Raw genomic sequence first — 17,542 nt, 5'->3', positions numbered from 1 at the left:
GAAAGGCAGGTCTGACCTAAGCGGCGGCCCGGCTCCGGTGAGCAGGCAAGATCGTAGCGGTCAGGGCGGGAGGCGGGTTTTCAACCCCGCCGCAGTAACCCGCTTTCTGACCGTCACAGCAACCCTCACCAGTGAGCAGAGGGCAGATAGAGCAACGATTGAACGAAGAGATAGACGAGGGGAAACACGATGACCAAGCACACCGACCCAACACTGACTGACCTGTTCGGAAATGGTCCCAATGCCGCGACTTTGCAAAATCCGGGTAACCGTCGTCAGAGTGTTTTTTTCTCTCTTCTGGAAAAAATCCGGGGAAAATCGCCCGGCGTCCGCGCAATCCAGTTTCTAAGCCTTTTGCGCATTCCCGAGGGCAAAAAGGCCGGAAAACCGCTAAAATTGGCGAATTTCCAGCGCAAATTCGTGAAAGGGGCGTTTGCCAAGAACGTGACAGTCGGTGTCCTGTCGATCGGTCGCGGCAATGCCAAAACGGCGCTGGCGGCTGGCCTAGCATTTGCGGATCTGGTCGGTGCCCTCGAAGAGCGCCCCCAACCAAACCGGGAAATCATTTTCGCAGCCCGCAACCGTGATCAGGCCCGCATCGCTTTCAATTTTCTGCTGGGCTACATCGGCGGTCTGCCCGAAGAGGATCAGGCGTTGTTCACGATCCGGCGCGGGTCGCGGCTCGAGGTCGAATTCGAGGGCAACGGCGGTGGGCTGGCCCGGTGTATCGCAGCTGATGGCAAGTCTGTTCTCGGCGGTGCACCTACGCTGGCGATCATGGACGAACGTGCCGCGTGGGAACGGGACAAAGGCGACAACCTTGAAAACGCGATCTTGTCGGGTCTGGGCAAGCGCGATGGTCGGGCGCTGATCATCTCAACTTCTGCACCTGACGATACCAACACCTTTTCACGCTGGTTGGATGAACCGCCCCCCGGTGCATACGTCCAGGAACACCGCCCCGCGTTCGGTCTGCCCGCTGATGATCTGCCGTCGCTGCTGGCAGCGAACCCGGGCGCATCCGAGGGCATCGGATCAACACCTGACTGGCTGGTGGCCCAAGCTCGCAGCGCGATCGCGCGGGGCGGTTCTGCCCTTTCCAGTTTCCGCAATCTGAACCGAAACGAACGTGTCTCGATCGAGAATCGCAGTGTTCTGGTGACGGTGGATGAATGGCTTGCGGCTGAGGTGTCGCCTGGTGATCTGCCCCCGCGTGACGGGCCGTGCATCCTAGGCGTTGATCTGGGCGGGTCTCGCAGCATGTCGGCAGCCGCATTCTATTGGCCAAATACAGGGCGGCTCGAGGCTCTCGGCACGTTTCCTGCGTCACCGTCACTTGCGGATCGCGGCGCGTCTGACGGTGTGTCGGGGCGGTATGTTGAAATGCAAGAGCGGGGCGAACTGTCCGTCATGGGCGAGAACACCGTGCCACCTGGTCCGTGGTTGGGCGAAATTGTCCGCCAACTGGACGGCATCCAGCCCGCCTGCATCGTCGGTGACCGGTTCCGTCATGCTGAATTCAATGAGGCGTTGAACAAGGCAGGCTTGGGCCGTGTCCCGTTCATCTGGCGCGGGTTCGGATGGAAAGACGGTTCCGAGGATATCGAGCGGTTCCGCCGCGCCTTGTTTGATGGCGAAATCAAGGTGGTGCCGTCTTTGCTGCTGCGGTTCGCTTTCTCCGATGCAGTCACGTTCATCGACCTCGCCGGGAACGCGAAACTGGGCAAGGGTCGATCGCTTGGCCGCATCGACGCAGCGGCGGCAACCGTTCTAGCCGTCGCCCAAGGCGCAAGGATGAAGGCCGCACCCCAGCGGAAGGAGCGTGCGCTGTGGGTCTGAATTCTGGAAAACTGGATAGGCGGCTGCAATTCCGTCGAGCCGTCTTAGTCGACACTGGATTGAGCAAATCCGAGAAATTTCACGATCACGGATCCCCTGTATTTGCAGCCCGCCAAGACGTATCCGACAGCGAAAAATTTGCAGCGGGCGCTGTTCAAGCAACGCTGGACACGCGCTTCACCGTCCGATCCTCGCCCTTCACGCGAGATATCGAACCTTCGGATCGGCTGACCTGCGAAGGGCTTGAATTCAACATCATCGGCATCAAGCAAATCGAGGGCAGAAAAAGCTTTCTCGAAATCAGCTGTAAAGCGCTGGTGAAATGATGGACGGCAGCAAGCGCTTTTATCAACGCCACTCGAGGCACGTCACCCGGACCAAGCGGTGGAAGGCGCTGCGTATGCAGATCATCGAGCGCGACGGTTTTCGCTGCTGTTCTTGTGGCTGCGGCGGTCGGCTCGAGGTCGATCATATCAAGCCCGTCAGGACGCATCCTGCCCTCTCCTATGACCCCGGCAACCTGCAATCACTTTGCGGTCGGTGCCACACCCGAAAGACCCGGATCGAATGCGGTCACCCCGCGTCGATCCAAACGCCCGAGCGTGACGCTTGGACGAAAGCCGTTGCCGATCTGGCAACAAAACCCAACCCGGCCATGTAAGGAAAAATCATGCTGGAATCTGTGAAAATCGCCCGCCGTCAGTCTGAAATTCGGCAGGCACTCGCCACCCTGGTCGGAAAGGAAACCCCGACCGACGACGAAACCCGCCAGATGGAATCGCTGGATACCGAATACCGGTCCAACGAAACCCGTTACCGTGCGGCTCTCATTGCCGAGGACACCGAACGGCGCGAGGCGGGCTACGAGTTGGAAACCCGCTCCGATCGCGATTGGCAAGAGCTGGTCGGTCGGTTCGAGCTGCGTCAGGTCGCATTCGCCTTGGACGAAGGCCGCGCCCTGTCCGGTGCTACGAAAGAGATTGTCGAAGAGCTGCGGCAGGCGGGCGGTTACCAAGGCGTCCCGATCCCGCTGGCCGCGCTGGAAACCCGCGCAGGCGAGACTGTGGCGGCGGATCAGATCAACCCGCGCACCATTCGCCCGGTCATTGACCGGCTGTTCCCCGGCAGTGTCGCGGCGCTGCTGGGCGTCCAGAATATCAACATTGCATCGGGTGAGCTGGCCTTTCCCGTGGCAACATCGGGCGCGGTGTTTGGCTGGCAAACCGACGAACTGTCGAATGTGGGCGCGGCGCAGAAATACGCCACCGGGGAACGCAGCCTGAACCCCGACCACACGGGCGGGGCGCAGATGGTGATCAGCCGCAAATCGCTGAAACAAGCGGGCGACGGTCTGGAAAGCGCAATCCGCCGTGATCTGAACGCGGTGATCGGTGCCGAGCTGGACCGCGTTGTGATCAACGGCAGCGGGGCCGGTGGGCAACCGCTGGGAATGATCCCCGGTGCGGCAACTTATGAAATCACATCGACCCCCGTTGACGCCGCCGCAAGCTGGGCTGCATTCCGGGCGCAGGTGGTGGCGTTCATGCAGGCGAACGCGATCACGTCCGCGTCCCAGGTCAATCTCGGGTTCGATCCCACGATCTGGTCGGACCTGGACGAAACCTTGATTGCTGGCACTGCCGTTTCCGAATGGGACCGCCTGACCAAGCATGTCGGGACGCCGGCGATCACGAACGTCATTCCCAATGGTGCCGCGATCATGACCGCGACCGTCCAGGGTGTGGCGCCGGGTTATCTGGGCATCTACGGTGCCGTTGACCTGATCCGCGACCCCTACACCAAGGCGGGCAGTGGTTCGCTGGTCCTGACGGGTCTGGTGACGGCAGACTTCACCGTGCCGCGCGGCCTGCAAACCCGCATCCTCACTGGCATCGGGGCGGTCTGATGCTTTGGGGCGGTCACAACGGCAGCCTTGAGCTGCGGTCGGAGGGCGGGGCAACCCGCCTGACGGCCCGCTTCCCCTACGGTCGGGAAACGGAAATCGCGGCGGGGCGGCACGAGGTGATCGCCCCCCGCGCATTCAGGGACCGGATCGAGCGCGGCGAGGAAATCCACCTCTTGGCCGGTCATGACTTCAACCGCCCGCTGGCGTCCAGGTCGGCAGGCAACTTGACCCTGACAGATGGTGACGATGCGCTGCTGATCGAGGCCGAGATTGACAGCGGCACAAGCTGGGCACGGGACTTTCTGGCAGCGCATGGCACTGGGTTGATCAGAGGTCTATCGCCGGGGTTTCGCGTGTCACCAGGTGGTGAACGGATCGAGCGGCGGGGCGACGGAATTGTGCGCACGATCGCGGCGGCTGCACTGTTTGAAATCTCGGCGGTCACGCGTCCTGCCTATCCCGAGGCCCAGATTGAAGCCCGCAACTGGCAACCGGCCGGGGCCGTGGCGCGACGGTTGGCGGCAAACGCCCACATGGCCCGTTGGAGGTAATGACATGCTGAAATGGCTGATGAACAAGCTGCAACCCATCGAAACCCGCGCGGGCGGATCGAACTACACCGCCCAGGTCATGGCAACACGGGAATCTTTTATCTCGGGTCGGCGTGGCGTGGCCGAGCTGACCTCGACCGTGCAGACCTGCGTTAGCCTATGGGAAGGCGCATTCGCATTGGGCGACGTGCAGGGCACAGACCTCTTGAACCGCCGCATTCTTGCGCTGGCGGCGCGATCGGTGGCCCTGAACGGCGAGGCGGTTTTCCTGATCGGCAGCCGCGGCCTTGTCCCTGCGATTGACTGGGACGTGACAACGCGCGACGGCGAACCCCGCGCTTATCGCATGACGATCCCCGAGGCGAACGGCGGGCGCATGGTCACGGCACTGGCAGGCGAGGTGCTGCACCTGCGGATCGCAGCTGACCCGGTGACCCCGTGGGTCGGCACGTCACCCTTGCGCCGGTCCAGCCTGACAGGATCACTGCTGCAAGCGGTGGAAACCGGCCTGACCGAAACATTCGAGAATGCCCCGCTGGGTAGCCTGATCGTGCCGCTGCCCGATTCTGCGTCTGACGACATGGCAACCATGCGGGCCGCATTCCGAGGCCGTCGCGGGTCCACGCTGGTGATCGAGGGCGTGGCCCAGGCAACCGCGGCGGGCATGAACCCCCAGATCGGGCAGAAACCCGACCAACTGTCGCCCGATCTGTCGAAGTCGATGACGGCGGAAACCATGCAGGCGGCGCGGTCGGGCATCCTCATGGCATACGGTGTTCTGCCAGCACTGGCGAACCATGCGGCAACCGGTCCCGTGGTGCGAGAGGCGCAGCGCCACCTTGCCGGATGGACCCTGCAACCGATCGCCATGCTGCTGGCAGAAGAGGCCAGCGCAAAGCTGGGCGGTGTGGTCAACATCGACCTGATGCGGCCCGTTCAAGCCTATGACGTTGGCGGACGGGCGCGAGCGGCATCGGCCCTGGTCAAGACGATCGCAGAGGCCAAGGCGGGCGGTCTATCCAGTGAAGAGCTGGGCGCGGTCATGACCCTGGTAAACTGGGGCGAGGGCGACAACGCGGCGTAGTGATCGGCAGGATGCGCCTTCGGCAGCTTCAGCGAAAAGCATCCCGATTAGACGGTGAGTGCGAAAACCCCGTCAGAACGCAGCCCGCTATCGGTTCCCCGTGGGCGTGGCGTAGGCGGGTCGGGTAGCCCCGGCCCGCCATTCGCTTTGATACTGGCAGAGTGGCAGGGTTCGCCTCGCGCAGCTTGTTTAGCCCGCAGGCCCCTGATCAGTTAGGGACCTCGGCTCACAATTAGCTCAATCGCCTGATTTTTGCATTTCCAATATCGTCATAAGAACCTGAAATCAGAACAACTTTGCCCCTTACATCAAGCTCCTTTAGAACCTCAGTCCAAATGTTAATGGCGAGAGGTGCTATCTGATCTACTTTCATTGCCGCTTCCACCATCATGGCATCAAAGCTCGAGAGTGCTTCATCTGCAACGTTTTGCACGTCAATAAAAACCATTACTCAACTCCATTCTTAAGACGAACGCCTGCACCGCCGCCATTCTCTGCAATGAACTCGACTCCAGCGGATTCAAGCGCATCACGTAGAGCCGCGATCGTTCTCTCATAGGGCTGGCGACCTTCCTTTTCAAAGCTCGCAATCGTGCGCTTTGCTACTCCGGATGCTTCCGCCAAGCGGTCTTGTGACATGGCCACCAGGGCGCGAGCTGCACGACATTGAGAGGGCGTCATATTTTAACCTTGCACCAATAGCGCAACCTGCGCTATTGGTGCAGCATTGCCCTAATGGTGTAACTCAATCTGGAGACCCTGACAATGACCAAAGAACGCGTTTGCGCGAACGGACCTACCTTGTCCCGCCGCACCCTGTTGACCGCCCTGCCTGCCACCGGTGTGGCCTTAGCGGTGCCAAGAACGGCTCACGGCGGCAATTCAGCGCCGGTTGACCGGCATCCGGAATGGCTTGCCAGCTATGACCAGTCACGAGGCGCGTGGGCAAAAATTTCAGAGGATTCGCCCGAGGAGGCACAGATGTGGGCCGTTGGCGATCGGTTCCAAGAGCTGATCTGTCACACTCCCGCCCGATCATCCGCAGGACTGAACGCGCAGATGAAGTTTCTTATTCGCGAGTGCAAACATTACTGGCCAGGTGATGACATCGAAGCCCTAGCGCAGACGATCCTGCACGGGCTGGAATCTGGTGAAGAGCTAGGCATACCTTCTATTCGTGAACATTATTCTTGACCAAGGTCAATCTATAGGTCTAGACCTATGACATAACCTGCACTTTGGAGATTGGTCATGAAATTTCGCACAAAAGCGGCCTGCCGTATCGCTGCCGTTGAATATCAGCGGTTCAACGAAATTGTTTCTGATGGTTCGTATCCTTGCGCACCTGCCACGACATCCGGCAATTCGCGCGTATTTGAGGAGGCCGACATCGCCGGGCTTTTCCTCTATGGTCATTTGATGCGGGTTTTTGCGCCTCACAAATTCTCTGGAAAAATTGCTGCACAGTTTGCGTGTGGCGTGGTTCGAGCACTGCGTGAAAAGATCAACAACGAGCAATTCATTGACACGCTGAAAGAGCACTCCGTCGCCGACATTCCCCTGAATGGGTTCAATGACGAGGCGGTCCTGCGAAAGCCGGATGATCCAACCTTTTTTACTGCCAGCAGTGGCGGCATCGCAGAGTTTGCATCCGTGTCATTCGACCTTGACCGTTTGCTGAATGTGGTCCGCCAGCGCATGGAAGCCGAAGCGCAAATCTTTGGCGAAGAGGACTGACGTCCGACAATGACACAGAGATTTGTCCCCATCATGGCAGACGCAAAAACCGCCTCCGCACTGCTTTGCATGAAGGTCGGCGAGTTTCGTTCGCTTGTCGAGGCTGGGCACTTGCCCGGCCCCTGCCAGGTCGGTGACTTTGAGAGGTGGCACGTTCGCGATCTGGAGCGCATCGCGACGGGCGAGGCGGTAGACGGTCAAGGTGAAATCGCATGGTAGGCAAGAAATACCTTTGGCGGCACCCGGACGGTCGTTTCTATGTCCGCAAAACGATCGCGGGCAAAATGGTCTATTTGGGCCGCATCGACGCGCCCGAAGGAACGGCGGAGTTTGATCGCCTGTATTGGGAAATTCGCACCGGCAAGGCCGTGGAGGCAAAGCGGTCATGGTCTGCTCTGATCGACGCATACCGCGAAACGGACAAGTGGGCCGGTCACTCGCACCGCTACCGCAAGGACCTAGAGCCGGTATTTGAATACCTGATCGAAAAGATGGGCGGGCGTGACGTGTCGCGCCTTACGCAAACCGATATTTACAAAGCGATGGAGGCCAACCGGCATCGCGTCCGCTTTGCGAACTACATCCCGACTGCGGTTTCCATGCTGTCCAAGCTGGCGATCCGCAAAGGCTGGCGCATCGACAACCCCGCGATCGGGATTGAACAGATGAAGGTGCCGAAGGATCGGCAGCGAGCGCACTTGCCCTGGCCGGATTGGGCAGTTGATCGGTTCCGCGCCGATGCTGAATCGCTCGCAAGGCTGATCTTTGAAATCGGTGTCGGTAGCGTCCAGCGTCCCGGCGACTGGGTGGAATTCACTTGGGGCGACTATGACGGACAGAATTTGCGCCTGCGTCAGAATAAGACGGACGTGCCGCTGACGTTGCCCTGCACCGTCAACCTGCGCACCGCCTTGGATAAGGCGAGGGCATCGCTGGGCTATGTCCCGCACCCGTCGCGGCACATCCTGACGAACCATCACGGCAACCGCATGGGCTACCGCACGATGGCTTATATCATGATCAAGGAACGCAAGCGCCTTGGCCTGATGTCCTTCGATCAACACGCGCTGCGCTATCGCGGCGTAATGGAACTGGCATGGGCTGGGTGCGACGACGATGAGATCGCCAGCTACAGCGGTCACACCACCAAGGCGATGATCCGCAAGTATGCGGGCGAGGCCCGCCAGATCATGCGGGCACGTCAAGCGGCGGCAAAACGTCGATGAACAGAACAAGCACAGAACGCGAACCTGATACTAAAGGTGATACGGCGATGAATGAACAACGCACAATGCCCCTTAATATGTTGGAGGCGAGTACCGGAATCGAACCGGTCTACACGGATTTGCAATCCGCTGCATAACCTACCTGCCCACTCGCCATCCGTCGCCCGGATAGGACGGAACGCGGGCGGGGTCAACGGGGATTGCGCAATCGCGTGCCGGCACTATCTCACAAACGTAGATCAATGCGTTGCCCGCGACCGCCAGCTATGGCATTGGTGATGGATAAACAATTCAGACGGACAAATCAGACCGTGGCAGATTTTCAAGCACGCCGCACGATGATGGTCGATACGCAAGTGCGGCCTTCAGACGTGACCAAATTCCCCATCATCGACGCAATGCTGTCCATCCCGCGCGAGGCGTTTGTGCCGACATCGCTGCGCGAGGCAGCCTATGTGGGCGAGAACCTGATGCTGTCCCAAGAGCGTGTGATGCTGGAACCGCGCACCTTGGCAAAGATGCTTGATGCCCTCGATGTGCAACCGCACGAAGTGATGTTGGATCTGGGCTGTGGTCTGGGATATTCCGCTGCGGTTGCTGCCCGGATGGTCGATTTTGTGGTCGCTGTCGAATCCGACGCCGATCTGGCGGATGATGCACAGACAAATCTGTCGGACCACGGGATCGACAATGCCGCGGTCATGGTCAACCCGCTGGAAGATGGCTGCGCCAAATCTGCGCCCTATGACCTGATGATGATTCATGGCGCTGTGGAAATCGTCCCCGACGCCTTGCTTGACCAACTCAAGGATGGTGGGCGGATCGCGGCGCTCTTTGCCGACGGTGCGCTGGGGACTGTGCGGATCGGGATCAAGGCGCATGGCCGTGTCAGCTGGCGCTATGCCTTCAATGCGGGGGCCCCGATGTTGGGCGGCTTTCGCAAGCCCAAGGAGTTTGCCTTGTGAGTGTCATGGGAAAACTGCGTCGTGGGGCGGCGGTGCTGTGCCTGTCGGTGTTGGGTCAATTGGCCCATGCGGATACACTGAGCCAGGCGCTGACGGATGCCTACGCGAATTCCGGCCTGCTTGCGCAGAACCGCGCTGTCTTGCGGGCGGCTGACGAGGATGTTGCACAGGCGACTGCCCGGCTGCTGCCGGTGGTCAACTGGGCCGCGTCTGTAAACACCCAAAGCCCGCGCCCGGTCGGTGCCGACCGTTTTACCGGGTCGTTGTCCCTGACCGGCCAGCTCACGCTGTATGACGGTGGTGCGAACCGCCTGGCGATTGCGGCGCAAAAGGAACTGGTGCTGGGCACGCGGCAGGCGCTGCGGTCCGCCGAACAACAGGTCCTGCTGCGCGGTGTTCAGGCCTATATGGGCGTGATTGCCAGCAATGCCTTTATTTCCTTGCGTGAAAACAATCTGCGGCTGTTGAACCAAGAACTGCGTGCCGCGCAGGACCGGTTCGAGGTCGGCGAAGTCACACGCACGGACGTCGCACTGGCCGAGGCGCGTCTGGCCGAGGCGCGCACCCTGCTGGAATCCGCGCGCGGTGATCGCGAACAGGCCGAGGCGGAATTTGCCGCCGCCATCGGGCGCGCACCGGGCACCCTCAATACGGCGCAGCCCGCGCCGGTGTCCCAGTCCGAGGCGGATGCCGTCGCCGTGGCCGTCCGCAGTCATCCCGACATCCTGCAGGCGCAATACAGCGTGTCTGCGTCAGAGCTGGGAATCGCCCGCGCCGAGGCGGCCTATGGCCCACGTGCGACGCTGGATGCACAGATCGGCGTCGATCCTGACCTGAACGTTGGCAACAGCGTCGGCATCAGCATCGGTGGCCCGATCTATCAGGGCGGCGCGCTTGCGTCTGTGGTGCGTCAGGCAATGGCGCAGCGTGATCAGGCGCGTGCCGGGTTGCACATCACGACCCAGGGGATTCGTCAGCAGGTTGCCAATGCCTATGCGGTCTATCAGGTCGCACGGTCGCAATTGTCATCCACCGCCGAACAGGTGCGTGCTGCGCGTCTGGCCTTTGACGGTGTCCGCGAAGAAGCGACATTGGGCGCCCGCACGACACTGGACGTCCTGAACGCTGAACAGGACCTGCTGAATGCGCGTGCCAACGTGATCACCGCACAGCAGGCCGAGGTGAACGCCTCTTATGCCGTGTTGTCCGCGATGGGGCTATTGACCACGGATCATCTGCGTCTGCCGGTGCAGCAATACGATCCCAATGCCTATTACGAATTGGTCAAGGATGCGCCTCCTGCACTGTCCGAGCAGGGTCGCGCGCTGGACCGTGTCTTGCGCGCAATCGGTCAGTAGCCCGGATACATTTGTTGTTTGGCAAGACGCTTCGGTCTAGGGTCAGTGACAGACGTTGAGGATGCAGTATGGCCGAACCGATGAGCAACGCCAGAATCGAGGATGTGCTATCGTCCATTCGCAGGCTTGTCGCTGAAGACAACGCCGCCGAACGCGAGGTACCACGCCCGAGTGCGCGGATCGAAAAGTTTGTCCTGACGCCCGCCCTGCGCGTGGATCAGGATGACGACAGGCACGAATCCGACGCGCAGTCAGACGCGCCCTTTGTGCTGGACGCATCGCATGCGGTCACACCGGCAGCGGATACCTCTGGCCCCGTATCACTCCTCTCGACCATCGCGGAGCTTGAGGCGGCAGTCAGCGACCAGGCCGAAGAATGGGAAGACGATGGCACGGGTACCGATCTGGACAAAAGCTGGTCCAGCGCCGGTTTTCGTGGCGATGTCCCCGTCGAGGACGCGATCGAACTGGACAGCGCCGATCGTCCGCTGGGTGTGCCACAAGGGCCAGAGGCCTGGCCCGCCACATTGTCAGAGGCCGCCCGCCTGTACCGTGTCCGGGACGACGACGTAGACGATTCAGCGCAAGTGCTGTTTCGCCACCATCGTCACCGTGCCGCGACAGATCACGATGCGGTTGACCAGGACTATAACGACGACCTGATCGAGGCACCGGACGAGCGCGACCCAGAGGCAGAGGCCGCGCTGCACATGTTTCTGGAAGGCGGGCTGACCGTCAAAAACGATCAGTTGCAGGAGATCGTGCGCCAAATCGTGCGCGAGGAATTGCAAGGTACGATGGGCGAGCGTATCACGCGAAACGTGCGCAAACTGGTCCGGCGCGAAATTCAGCGTGTCCTGTCCAGCTCTGACCTGACCTGAACGTCACTCGGACGGCCTGCGCACCTCTGCCGCCATCGCCAATACCGCACCCACATCGAGATGCGTTTCGACATGATCCGCAAGTGCGTCGAGCGTGGCCTGCACCTGACTGCCGTAATCAACAGCTGCCACGGGTTTTCCAAGGTCGGACAGATAGGCCGCGCGAAACCGGTCCTGAGCAAACAACCCGTGCAGGTAGCAGCCGCGCACGCGTTGCGATGGGCTGGCGGCCCCTTCGGGTCTGCCATCCAGCGACAGCCAGGCCCGGTCAGTGTCTGGTCCCGTCGTGGCACCCAGATGGATTTCATACCCTGAAACGGGGTCACCGCTGGGCAGATACCTGGCCTGCGACAGCGCCAGCCGTTTGCTGGGGTGCAACGTGGTCTGCACATCAAGGTGACCCAAGCCCGGCACGCTGCGTGCAGGCCCTTCGAGCCCTTCAGGGTCGCTGATCCGGGTGCCAAGCATCTGGTAACCACCGCAGATCCCCAGCACGTGACCACCGCGCCGGATATGGGCCGCGAGGTCAATGTCCCAGCCCTGTGCGCGGAAATGATCAAGGTCCGCGATGGTGGATTTCGATCCGGGCAGGATGATCAGATCGGCGTCGAGGGGCAGGGGGCGGCCTTCGGGGATGATGTCGACGCTGACGCCCGGTGTCGCCGACAGCGGGTCCAGATCGTCGAAATTTGCGATGCGATTCAGGCGTGGCACGACGATGCGGATGTCGCCGCCGCCCCGGCTGGCGATGTCCATGACATCCTCGGCGGGCAGTTTCCAGGCATCGGCGAACCACGGCAGGACGCCCAGCGGCGCCCATCCGGTGCTGTCGGCAATGGTGACCATGCCCTCGTCGAACAGGCTGACATCGCCGCGGAATTTGTTGATGGCGAATCCCTTGATCAGGGCCGCATCCGCAGGGTCCAGCACGGCCCGGGTGCCCACCATTTGGGCGATGACACCGCCCCGGTCGATGTCCCCGATCAGAACGACCGGCACATCGGCTGCCGCGGCAAAGCCCATGTTGGCGATATCGCCTGTGCGCAGGTTCACCTCGGCCGGGCTGCCTGCGCCTTCGACGACGATCAGGTCACAGGACTGCGCCAGCCTGTAAAAGCTGTCCAGAACACGGGGCAGGAGTGTCGGTTTGAGCGCGGCATAGTCACGGGCACGCACGGTGGTCAGGCGATGGCCCTGCACCACGACCTGCGCGCCGACATCCGTTTCGGGTTTGAGCAGGACCGGGTTCATGTCGACCACCGGATCGCGCCCGCAGGCCAGCGCCTGAAGCGCCTGCGCCCGCCCGATTTCACCACCATCAACGGTGACGGCTGCGTTGTTGGACATGTTTTGCGGTTTGAACGGTGCGACCGAGAGGCCACGGCGCATGGCGGCCCGCGCAATTCCTGCGACAAGCAACGATTTGCCGACGTTGGACCCGGCCCCCTGGATCATGATCGCACGTGTCATCGCGGCTCCTTTGTCGTAGTCTTAGGTGACGGGCAGGGACAGGAAAAGACATGAACACGCCAGCACACGTGGTTTTCGGGCTGTTTGCCTTTGCCGACCCAAAGGATCGTCGTGTCACCGGTGCTGCGATCACGGGGGCGCTGATACCTGACCTGTCGCTTTACCTGTTGGCTGGCTGGGCGTTGCTGGTGCAGCGTATTCCGGGGCAGGTCGTTTTCGGAGAGCTGTATTATTCTGACGCCTGGCAGGCCATTTTCAGGATCGATAATTCTTTCATCCTGTGGGGCATGGCCCTGGCCGCAGCCATCGCACTGAAATCCCGGGTGTTCGTGGCGCTCTGTGCAGCGGCGCTGCTGCATCTGACGTTGGATTTTCCGTTCCACCGAGAGGATGCGCGCGCGCATTTCTGGCCACTGACAGATTGGAAATTCATCAGTCCTGTCAGTTACTGGGACCCCGCGCACCATGGTCGGGTCGTCGCTGGCATCGAGGTGACGGCAGTTGTCGCGGCAACGCTATGGCTGTGGCGGCAATATCCGGGGCGCGTGATGCGCCCGCTGCTGGCTGTGCTGCTGGTGCTGGAAGTGACGCCGCCAGTGCTGTTCGGCCTGATGAGCCTGGGCTGAAACGCAAAACGCGGCACCCAGGGGCACCGCGTCAAATACGTCATTCAATCAATCGGATCAGGCGGCTCTTGCGTCCTGCTCTGCGGCGTGGCGGCGTTCGCTTTCTTCGCGCGACAGCGCGACCGAGGTGCGCACACCTTTGCCAACGAAATCCATCAGGCCGGCAACGACACGTTCGTTGGGGTCGATACCTGCGCAGGACAGGACTTCGCGACCATCACGAGAGCGGGCCCAGCGTGCGATCTGCTCTGGTCCGTTGCCATATTTCTTGTCGTCGGCAATTGCATCGTCCAGTGCAGCGAGTACAACTGCTGCGAACAGCTTGCGTGCGCGGTTGCCTTGCTCGTTGTTGAATGCGGTCCCGTCAACGAAATCTCTCATGTGTGGTCCTTCTCGCTTGTTTCGGTCATCGCAGTTACGGTGACGCTCTGTATGCTCTGAATCATCCGTCAGGAGGGCGCCTGATTTGGAATGACTGCCATGCGTATGTTGCATGGCTAACAGTCGAAATCAGCCGATCTAGTCGTCTTGCGGCGCAACTGCCTGCCAGATATAGAGCCGATTAAGAAATCATCAAGTTTTCGCCACAATTTTGACACGAAGTGACCCATGCCAAAAATCAACGGTAATGAAATTCGCCCCGGCAATGTGCTGGACCACGAAAACGGCCTGTGGGCTGCGGTCAAGGTCGATCACGTCAAGCCCGGCAAGGGCGGTGCCTTTGCGCAAGTCGAGCTGAAAAACCTGCGCGACGGTCGCAAACTGAACGAACGATTCCGGTCTGCCGACAAGGTCGAACAGGTGCGTCTGGAACAAAAGGATCAGCAGTTCCTGTTCGAAGCCGACGACATGCTGACCTTCATGGACAGTGAAACCTACGACCAGATCGCGCTGCCTGCCGATATCCTGGGCGACCGTCGCCCGTTTCTGCAGGACGGCATGATCGTCAAGATCGAATACTACGGCGAAGAAGCGCTGAACGTGACCCTGCCCCTGCGCGTCACCTGCAAGGTCGTCGAGACCGAGCCGGTCGTCAAAGGTCAGACCGCTGCAAACAGTTTCAAGCCTGCAATCCTGGACAATGGCGTGCGCGTCATGATCCCGCCGTTCGTGGGCACCGACGAGGATATCGTCGTGAACACCGAACTGATGGAATACGTCGAACGCGCCTAAGGCGGTTTCGGCAAGTGTGTCATTCAACCTCCCCAGGTTATAGATCTGGGGAGGTTCTGACGCAGATGTATTAACAGAAGATTACCGTCGTCAGGGCTGCGCGTCCAAATCGACGAAAACCCGCGTCTCATCCGCGAACACAGCGTCGCTGCGATCGAAACGCAGGTAGGCGATGGCCTGATGGCCCGCGACCGTGTGCAACACGCCCGCGTCCTTGCTGCCTTGCGTCAACGCTGTGCCAGCCACTGCATCACCGTCCAATGTGACGCGGACCAGCCCTTTGCGCAGGGTCGTCTTGTGTTTCATGCGCGCCACGATTTCCTGTCCGACGAAACATCCCTTGCGGAAATCGACGCCGTTCAGACGTTCGAATCCCGTCTCGAGGATGTAGGTTTCGGGGGTCAGTTCGATGCCTGTCTCGGGGATGACATGGGCCACGCGCAGCGCATCCCAATCGGTCGCATCCGACTGGTCGGTCGTGGCATAGGCGCGCCAGCCCAAGGCAGGGTGTCGCGGGTCGGCAAGCGCCCCGTCCGGCGCATCCCCTGTCCCGCGCGACACGATCAGGTCCGTTGTTGCGATCTGCACATCCGCCCGCAAACGGTACATGTTCAGGCGCTGACCCAAACCCTGAGCGTGACTGGCGGCCACGTCGATCAGCAGGCGGTCAGGCTGCCCCAGGACAAAGAAATCGGCCAGAAACTTGCCCTGCGGCGTCAGCAGGGCCGTGTAGACGATCCCGCCGTCGGCGCGGGTCACGTCGTTGGTCACCAGACCTTGCAGGAAATCAACGCGGTCAGTGCCGGTCAGCGCCAGAACGATGCGGTCAGTCATTGTTTTCAGCAGCCTTTGATTTGAATTGCATCCGGTAGAGATCGGCATAGATGCCGCCCCGCGCCAGAAGTTCGTCATGCGTCCCCTGATCCGCGACGCGGCCCTGATCCATCACCACGATGCTATCGGCATTCTGGATCGTGGACAGACGGTGCGCGATCACCAGTGTCGTGCGCCCCACGCTCAGCCGTTCCAGCGCCTGCTGGACCACGGCCTCTGATTTCGTGTCCAGCGCGCTGGTCGCCTCGTCCAGCAGCAGGATCGGCGTATCACGCAGCACGGCGCGGGCAATGGCCACGCGCTGTCGCTGCCCCCCCGACAGGTTCGATCCGCGCGGGCCAGCGGCGCTGTCCAGACCGTGCGACAGCTGCGGCAGAAAATCGGTGACATGGGCTGCGTCAAGCACCTCGCGCAGGCGGTCTTCGGTGATGTCATCGCGGCCAAGCAGGATGTTTTCGCGCAGGCTTTCGTCAAACAGGGCGGCATCCTGTGTCACGACCGAAAACAGGGCGCGCAACGCGCCCAGATCGATGTCGGACACAGCGGTGCCGTCGATGCTGACCTCGCCCGCGTTCGGTTCGACCAGACGGGTCAGCACGTTGAATACCGTGCTCTTGCCTGCGCCGGACGCGCCCACCAGTGCCGTGGTCTGGCCTGCCTTGGCCGTAAAGGTGGCACCGCGCAGCACGGGGAGGTCGCCGTAATGCATTTCGACATCGCGGAACCGGATTTCGGGCGCGCCCTGCGGTGCGGGTTTGGGCTGGGCCGGCGACAGCAGGGTGGGACGTTCGTCAAACACGCTGCGCAGCCGGTCGATGCTGGCCGCCGCAATCTGCCATTTGCCCGATGTGTTCGCGATCCGGCGCAGCGGGTCGAACACCAATGCGATCGCGGTAAAGAACGACATGAATTCGCCCACGGTTTTCGTGCCAGCGATGATTTCGCCGCCGCCGTAGATCATCACGGCCAGAAACCCCATGCCGGTGACGATATCGACCAGCGCCGGGACCGTGGCCTGACCCGTGGTCGCCTTGATTTCGGCGCGCGCGCGGTCACCCGTCAGCTTGCGGTAGCGCACGGATTGGTAGGATTCGAGCGCGTTGAGCTTGATCGGGTTGATGCCGTGAAACACCTCGTCGAGGCGCGTTGCCATGCGGCCCGCCAGCTCGCGCGCGGAAACCGAACGGCGGCGCACATAGCGTTGTGCCATCAGCGCGGGCAGGACCAGGAACGGTACACCAACAAGGGTCACAAGCGTCCATTGCAGATCGACCGACACGGCCACGCCGAACAGCACGATCACGGTGACGGTGTCGCGTCCGATGGACACGAGGATGTCGGCCCAGCTGTTGTTCACGACGGTGACGTCGGATTGCACCCGTTCGATCAGCTGACCCGGCGGGTTGACCTGATGATAGGCACTGTCCAGCGTCATCAGGTGGTCCAGCAGGTCGGTCCGCATCGCGGCGGCAGCGCGTTGGCTGGCGCGCATCATCAGGATCTTTTGTCCCGCGCTGGTGACGGCGCGCACCACAAAGATCAGCATGATCGCGATGCCCACGCCCCACAGCGCCGTGGTCTGGCCCGCGATGAACACGTCGTCGAACATCGGCTTGATGAGATAGGACAAAAGGCCCAGCATCGCGCCTTCCATCGACATCAACAGAACCGCGGCGATCAGAAGTTTGCGGTGGCGGCGCAGATAGGTGCGCCACAGCCACCGGAACATCGGTGTGATTTCGGGCCGATCGGCGGCAGGCTGGCCTGCGGCGGGGTCGGTGGCTGGTGTCTGTGTTGGGTTCATTCCAGACACCTAGTCGACCGCCCCAAGTCAGGCAAGGCGCAGGGGGTGTTGACGCCGCGCATGACAGGCATAGGGTTCGCGCAATTCA

Annotated in this window: 21 protein-coding genes and 1 tRNA gene; 15 read left to right on the top strand and 7 right to left on the bottom strand. The window is 61.3% G+C overall.

All coding sequences use genetic code 11. From position 1 onward, the window contains the following. Nucleotides 1–189: 189 nt before the first annotated feature. Genes AN189_RS14915 through AN189_RS14890 form a run of 6 tightly spaced genes read left to right on the top strand, consistent with a single transcriptional unit; the run spans nucleotide 190 to nucleotide 5,380 of the window. Nucleotides 190–1,839, top strand: a complete 1,650-nt coding sequence (locus AN189_RS14915) for a terminase large subunit (RefSeq protein ID WP_157057509.1) — start codon at nucleotides 190–192, stop codon at nucleotides 1,837–1,839. Then, on the top strand, nucleotides 1,830–2,165 hold the full coding sequence (locus AN189_RS14910) for a phage head closure protein (RefSeq protein WP_253279640.1): 336 nt from the start codon (nucleotides 1,830–1,832) through the stop codon (nucleotides 2,163–2,165). Before AN189_RS14915 ends, AN189_RS14910 begins: the two co-directional genes overlap by 10 nt. After that, nucleotides 2,162–2,500: an HNH endonuclease gene (locus AN189_RS14905; RefSeq protein ID WP_253279639.1), complete on the top strand. Its 339-nt coding sequence runs from the start codon at nucleotides 2,162–2,164 to the stop codon at nucleotides 2,498–2,500. The genes AN189_RS14910 and AN189_RS14905 overlap by 4 nt, the downstream gene beginning before the upstream one ends. Before the next feature lie 9 nt (nucleotides 2,501–2,509). Next, nucleotides 2,510–3,745 carry a phage major capsid protein gene (locus AN189_RS14900; RefSeq protein WP_056037495.1) on the top strand — a complete coding sequence of 412 codons (1,236 nt, stop codon included), beginning with the start codon at nucleotides 2,510–2,512 and terminating at the stop codon, nucleotides 3,743–3,745. Next, complete coding sequence (locus AN189_RS14895; protein ID WP_056037492.1) at nucleotides 3,745–4,296, top strand: HK97 family phage prohead protease; 552 nt, start codon at nucleotides 3,745–3,747, stop codon at nucleotides 4,294–4,296. Before AN189_RS14900 ends, AN189_RS14895 begins: the two co-directional genes overlap by 1 nt. Nucleotides 4,297–4,300: 4 nt before the next feature. Beyond that, nucleotides 4,301–5,380: a phage portal protein gene (locus tag AN189_RS14890; protein ID WP_056037489.1), complete on the top strand. Its 1,080-nt coding sequence runs from the start codon at nucleotides 4,301–4,303 to the stop codon at nucleotides 5,378–5,380. 232 nt (nucleotides 5,381–5,612) lie between these two features. Here the strand turns inward: AN189_RS14890 and AN189_RS14885 are convergent, their stop codons facing one another. Both AN189_RS14885 and AN189_RS14880 read right to left on the bottom strand, forming a co-directional pair. Further along, nucleotides 5,613–5,828: a hypothetical protein gene (locus AN189_RS14885; RefSeq protein WP_056037487.1), complete on the bottom strand. Its 216-nt coding sequence runs from the start codon at nucleotides 5,826–5,828 to the stop codon at nucleotides 5,613–5,615. Continuing rightward, nucleotides 5,828–6,061, bottom strand: coding sequence for a helix-turn-helix domain-containing protein (locus tag AN189_RS14880; RefSeq protein ID WP_083484439.1), 234 nt, complete (start codon nucleotides 6,059–6,061; stop codon nucleotides 5,828–5,830). The genes AN189_RS14885 and AN189_RS14880 overlap by 1 nt, the downstream gene beginning before the upstream one ends. 84 nt (nucleotides 6,062–6,145) lie before the next feature. On the opposite strand from AN189_RS14880, the gene AN189_RS19200 reads away from it, so the two are divergent. Genes AN189_RS19200 through AN189_RS14865 form a run of 4 tightly spaced genes read left to right on the top strand, consistent with a single transcriptional unit; the run spans nucleotide 6,146 to nucleotide 8,343 of the window. Further along, complete coding sequence (locus AN189_RS19200; RefSeq protein WP_172794926.1) at nucleotides 6,146–6,574, top strand: hypothetical protein; 429 nt, start codon at nucleotides 6,146–6,148, stop codon at nucleotides 6,572–6,574. Between the two features lie 57 nt (nucleotides 6,575–6,631). Beyond that, nucleotides 6,632–7,117 carry a hypothetical protein gene (locus AN189_RS14875; protein WP_056037484.1) on the top strand — a complete coding sequence of 162 codons (486 nt, stop codon included), beginning with the start codon at nucleotides 6,632–6,634 and terminating at the stop codon, nucleotides 7,115–7,117. A 33-nt stretch (nucleotides 7,118–7,150) separates the two neighbouring features. Further along, nucleotides 7,151–7,336 (top strand): hypothetical protein, encoded by a 186-nt coding sequence (locus tag AN189_RS19390; protein WP_253279638.1) that lies wholly within the window; start codon nucleotides 7,151–7,153, stop codon nucleotides 7,334–7,336. Continuing rightward, entirely contained in the window at nucleotides 7,330–8,343 is a 1,014-nt protein-coding gene (locus AN189_RS14865; RefSeq protein ID WP_056037480.1) for a tyrosine-type recombinase/integrase, read from the top strand. The genes AN189_RS19390 and AN189_RS14865 overlap by 7 nt, the downstream gene beginning before the upstream one ends. 81 nt (nucleotides 8,344–8,424) lie before the next feature. Here the strand turns inward: AN189_RS14865 and AN189_RS14860 are convergent. Beyond that, nucleotides 8,425–8,498 (bottom strand) — tRNA-Cys (locus tag AN189_RS14860). 156 nt (nucleotides 8,499–8,654) lie between these two features. Between AN189_RS14860 and AN189_RS14855 the strand changes: the two genes are divergently transcribed. From AN189_RS14855 to AN189_RS14845, 3 genes are all read left to right on the top strand, one after another. Further along, a complete protein-coding gene (locus AN189_RS14855) occupies nucleotides 8,655–9,308 on the top strand; it encodes a protein-L-isoaspartate O-methyltransferase (protein WP_056037559.1) in 654 nt (217 codons plus the stop codon). A gap of 5 nt (nucleotides 9,309–9,313) precedes the next feature. Beyond that, the gene (locus AN189_RS14850; protein ID WP_056037477.1) at nucleotides 9,314–10,666 is read left to right on the top strand and encodes a TolC family outer membrane protein; all 1,353 of its coding nucleotides are present in this window, start codon (nucleotides 9,314–9,316) and stop codon (nucleotides 10,664–10,666) included. Between the two features lie 80 nt (nucleotides 10,667–10,746). After that, a complete protein-coding gene (locus AN189_RS14845; protein ID WP_172794925.1) occupies nucleotides 10,747–11,547 on the top strand; it encodes a hypothetical protein in 801 nt (266 codons plus the stop codon). A gap of 3 nt (nucleotides 11,548–11,550) precedes the next feature. Here the strand turns inward: AN189_RS14845 and AN189_RS14840 are convergent, their stop codons facing one another. Further along, complete coding sequence (locus tag AN189_RS14840; RefSeq protein WP_056037472.1) at nucleotides 11,551–13,017, bottom strand: cobyric acid synthase; 1,467 nt, start codon at nucleotides 13,015–13,017, stop codon at nucleotides 11,551–11,553. 50 nt (nucleotides 13,018–13,067) lie between these two features. On the opposite strand from AN189_RS14840, the gene AN189_RS14835 reads away from it, so the two are divergent. After that, nucleotides 13,068–13,643 carry a hypothetical protein gene (locus tag AN189_RS14835; RefSeq protein ID WP_056037470.1) on the top strand — a complete coding sequence of 192 codons (576 nt, stop codon included), beginning with the start codon at nucleotides 13,068–13,070 and terminating at the stop codon, nucleotides 13,641–13,643. Between the two features lie 57 nt (nucleotides 13,644–13,700). On the opposite strand, the gene AN189_RS14830 is transcribed toward AN189_RS14835, so the two are convergent. After that, nucleotides 13,701–14,024 (bottom strand): DUF6280 family protein, encoded by a 324-nt coding sequence (locus tag AN189_RS14830; protein WP_056037467.1) that lies wholly within the window; start codon nucleotides 14,022–14,024, stop codon nucleotides 13,701–13,703. Between the two features lie 228 nt (nucleotides 14,025–14,252). On the opposite strand from AN189_RS14830, the gene efp reads away from it, so the two are divergent. After that, the gene (gene efp / locus AN189_RS14825) at nucleotides 14,253–14,816 is read left to right on the top strand and encodes an elongation factor P (protein WP_056037464.1); all 564 of its coding nucleotides are present in this window, start codon (nucleotides 14,253–14,255) and stop codon (nucleotides 14,814–14,816) included. Between the two features lie 90 nt (nucleotides 14,817–14,906). Here the strand turns inward: efp and AN189_RS14820 are convergent, their stop codons facing one another. Next, complete coding sequence (locus tag AN189_RS14820; protein ID WP_056037461.1) at nucleotides 14,907–15,650, bottom strand: folate-binding protein YgfZ; 744 nt, start codon at nucleotides 15,648–15,650, stop codon at nucleotides 14,907–14,909. After that, nucleotides 15,643–17,379, bottom strand: coding sequence for an ABC transporter ATP-binding protein (locus AN189_RS14815; RefSeq protein ID WP_056037555.1), 1,737 nt, complete (start codon nucleotides 17,377–17,379; stop codon nucleotides 15,643–15,645). Before AN189_RS14815 ends, AN189_RS14820 begins: the two co-directional genes overlap by 8 nt. Between the last annotated feature and the right edge of the window lie 163 nt (nucleotides 17,380–17,542).

The organism is Loktanella sp. 3ANDIMAR09 (assembly GCF_001420005.1).
Classification (GTDB): domain Bacteria; phylum Pseudomonadota; class Alphaproteobacteria; order Rhodobacterales; family Rhodobacteraceae; genus Loktanella.
This window is presented reverse-complemented; position numbering and strand designations above follow the sequence as displayed.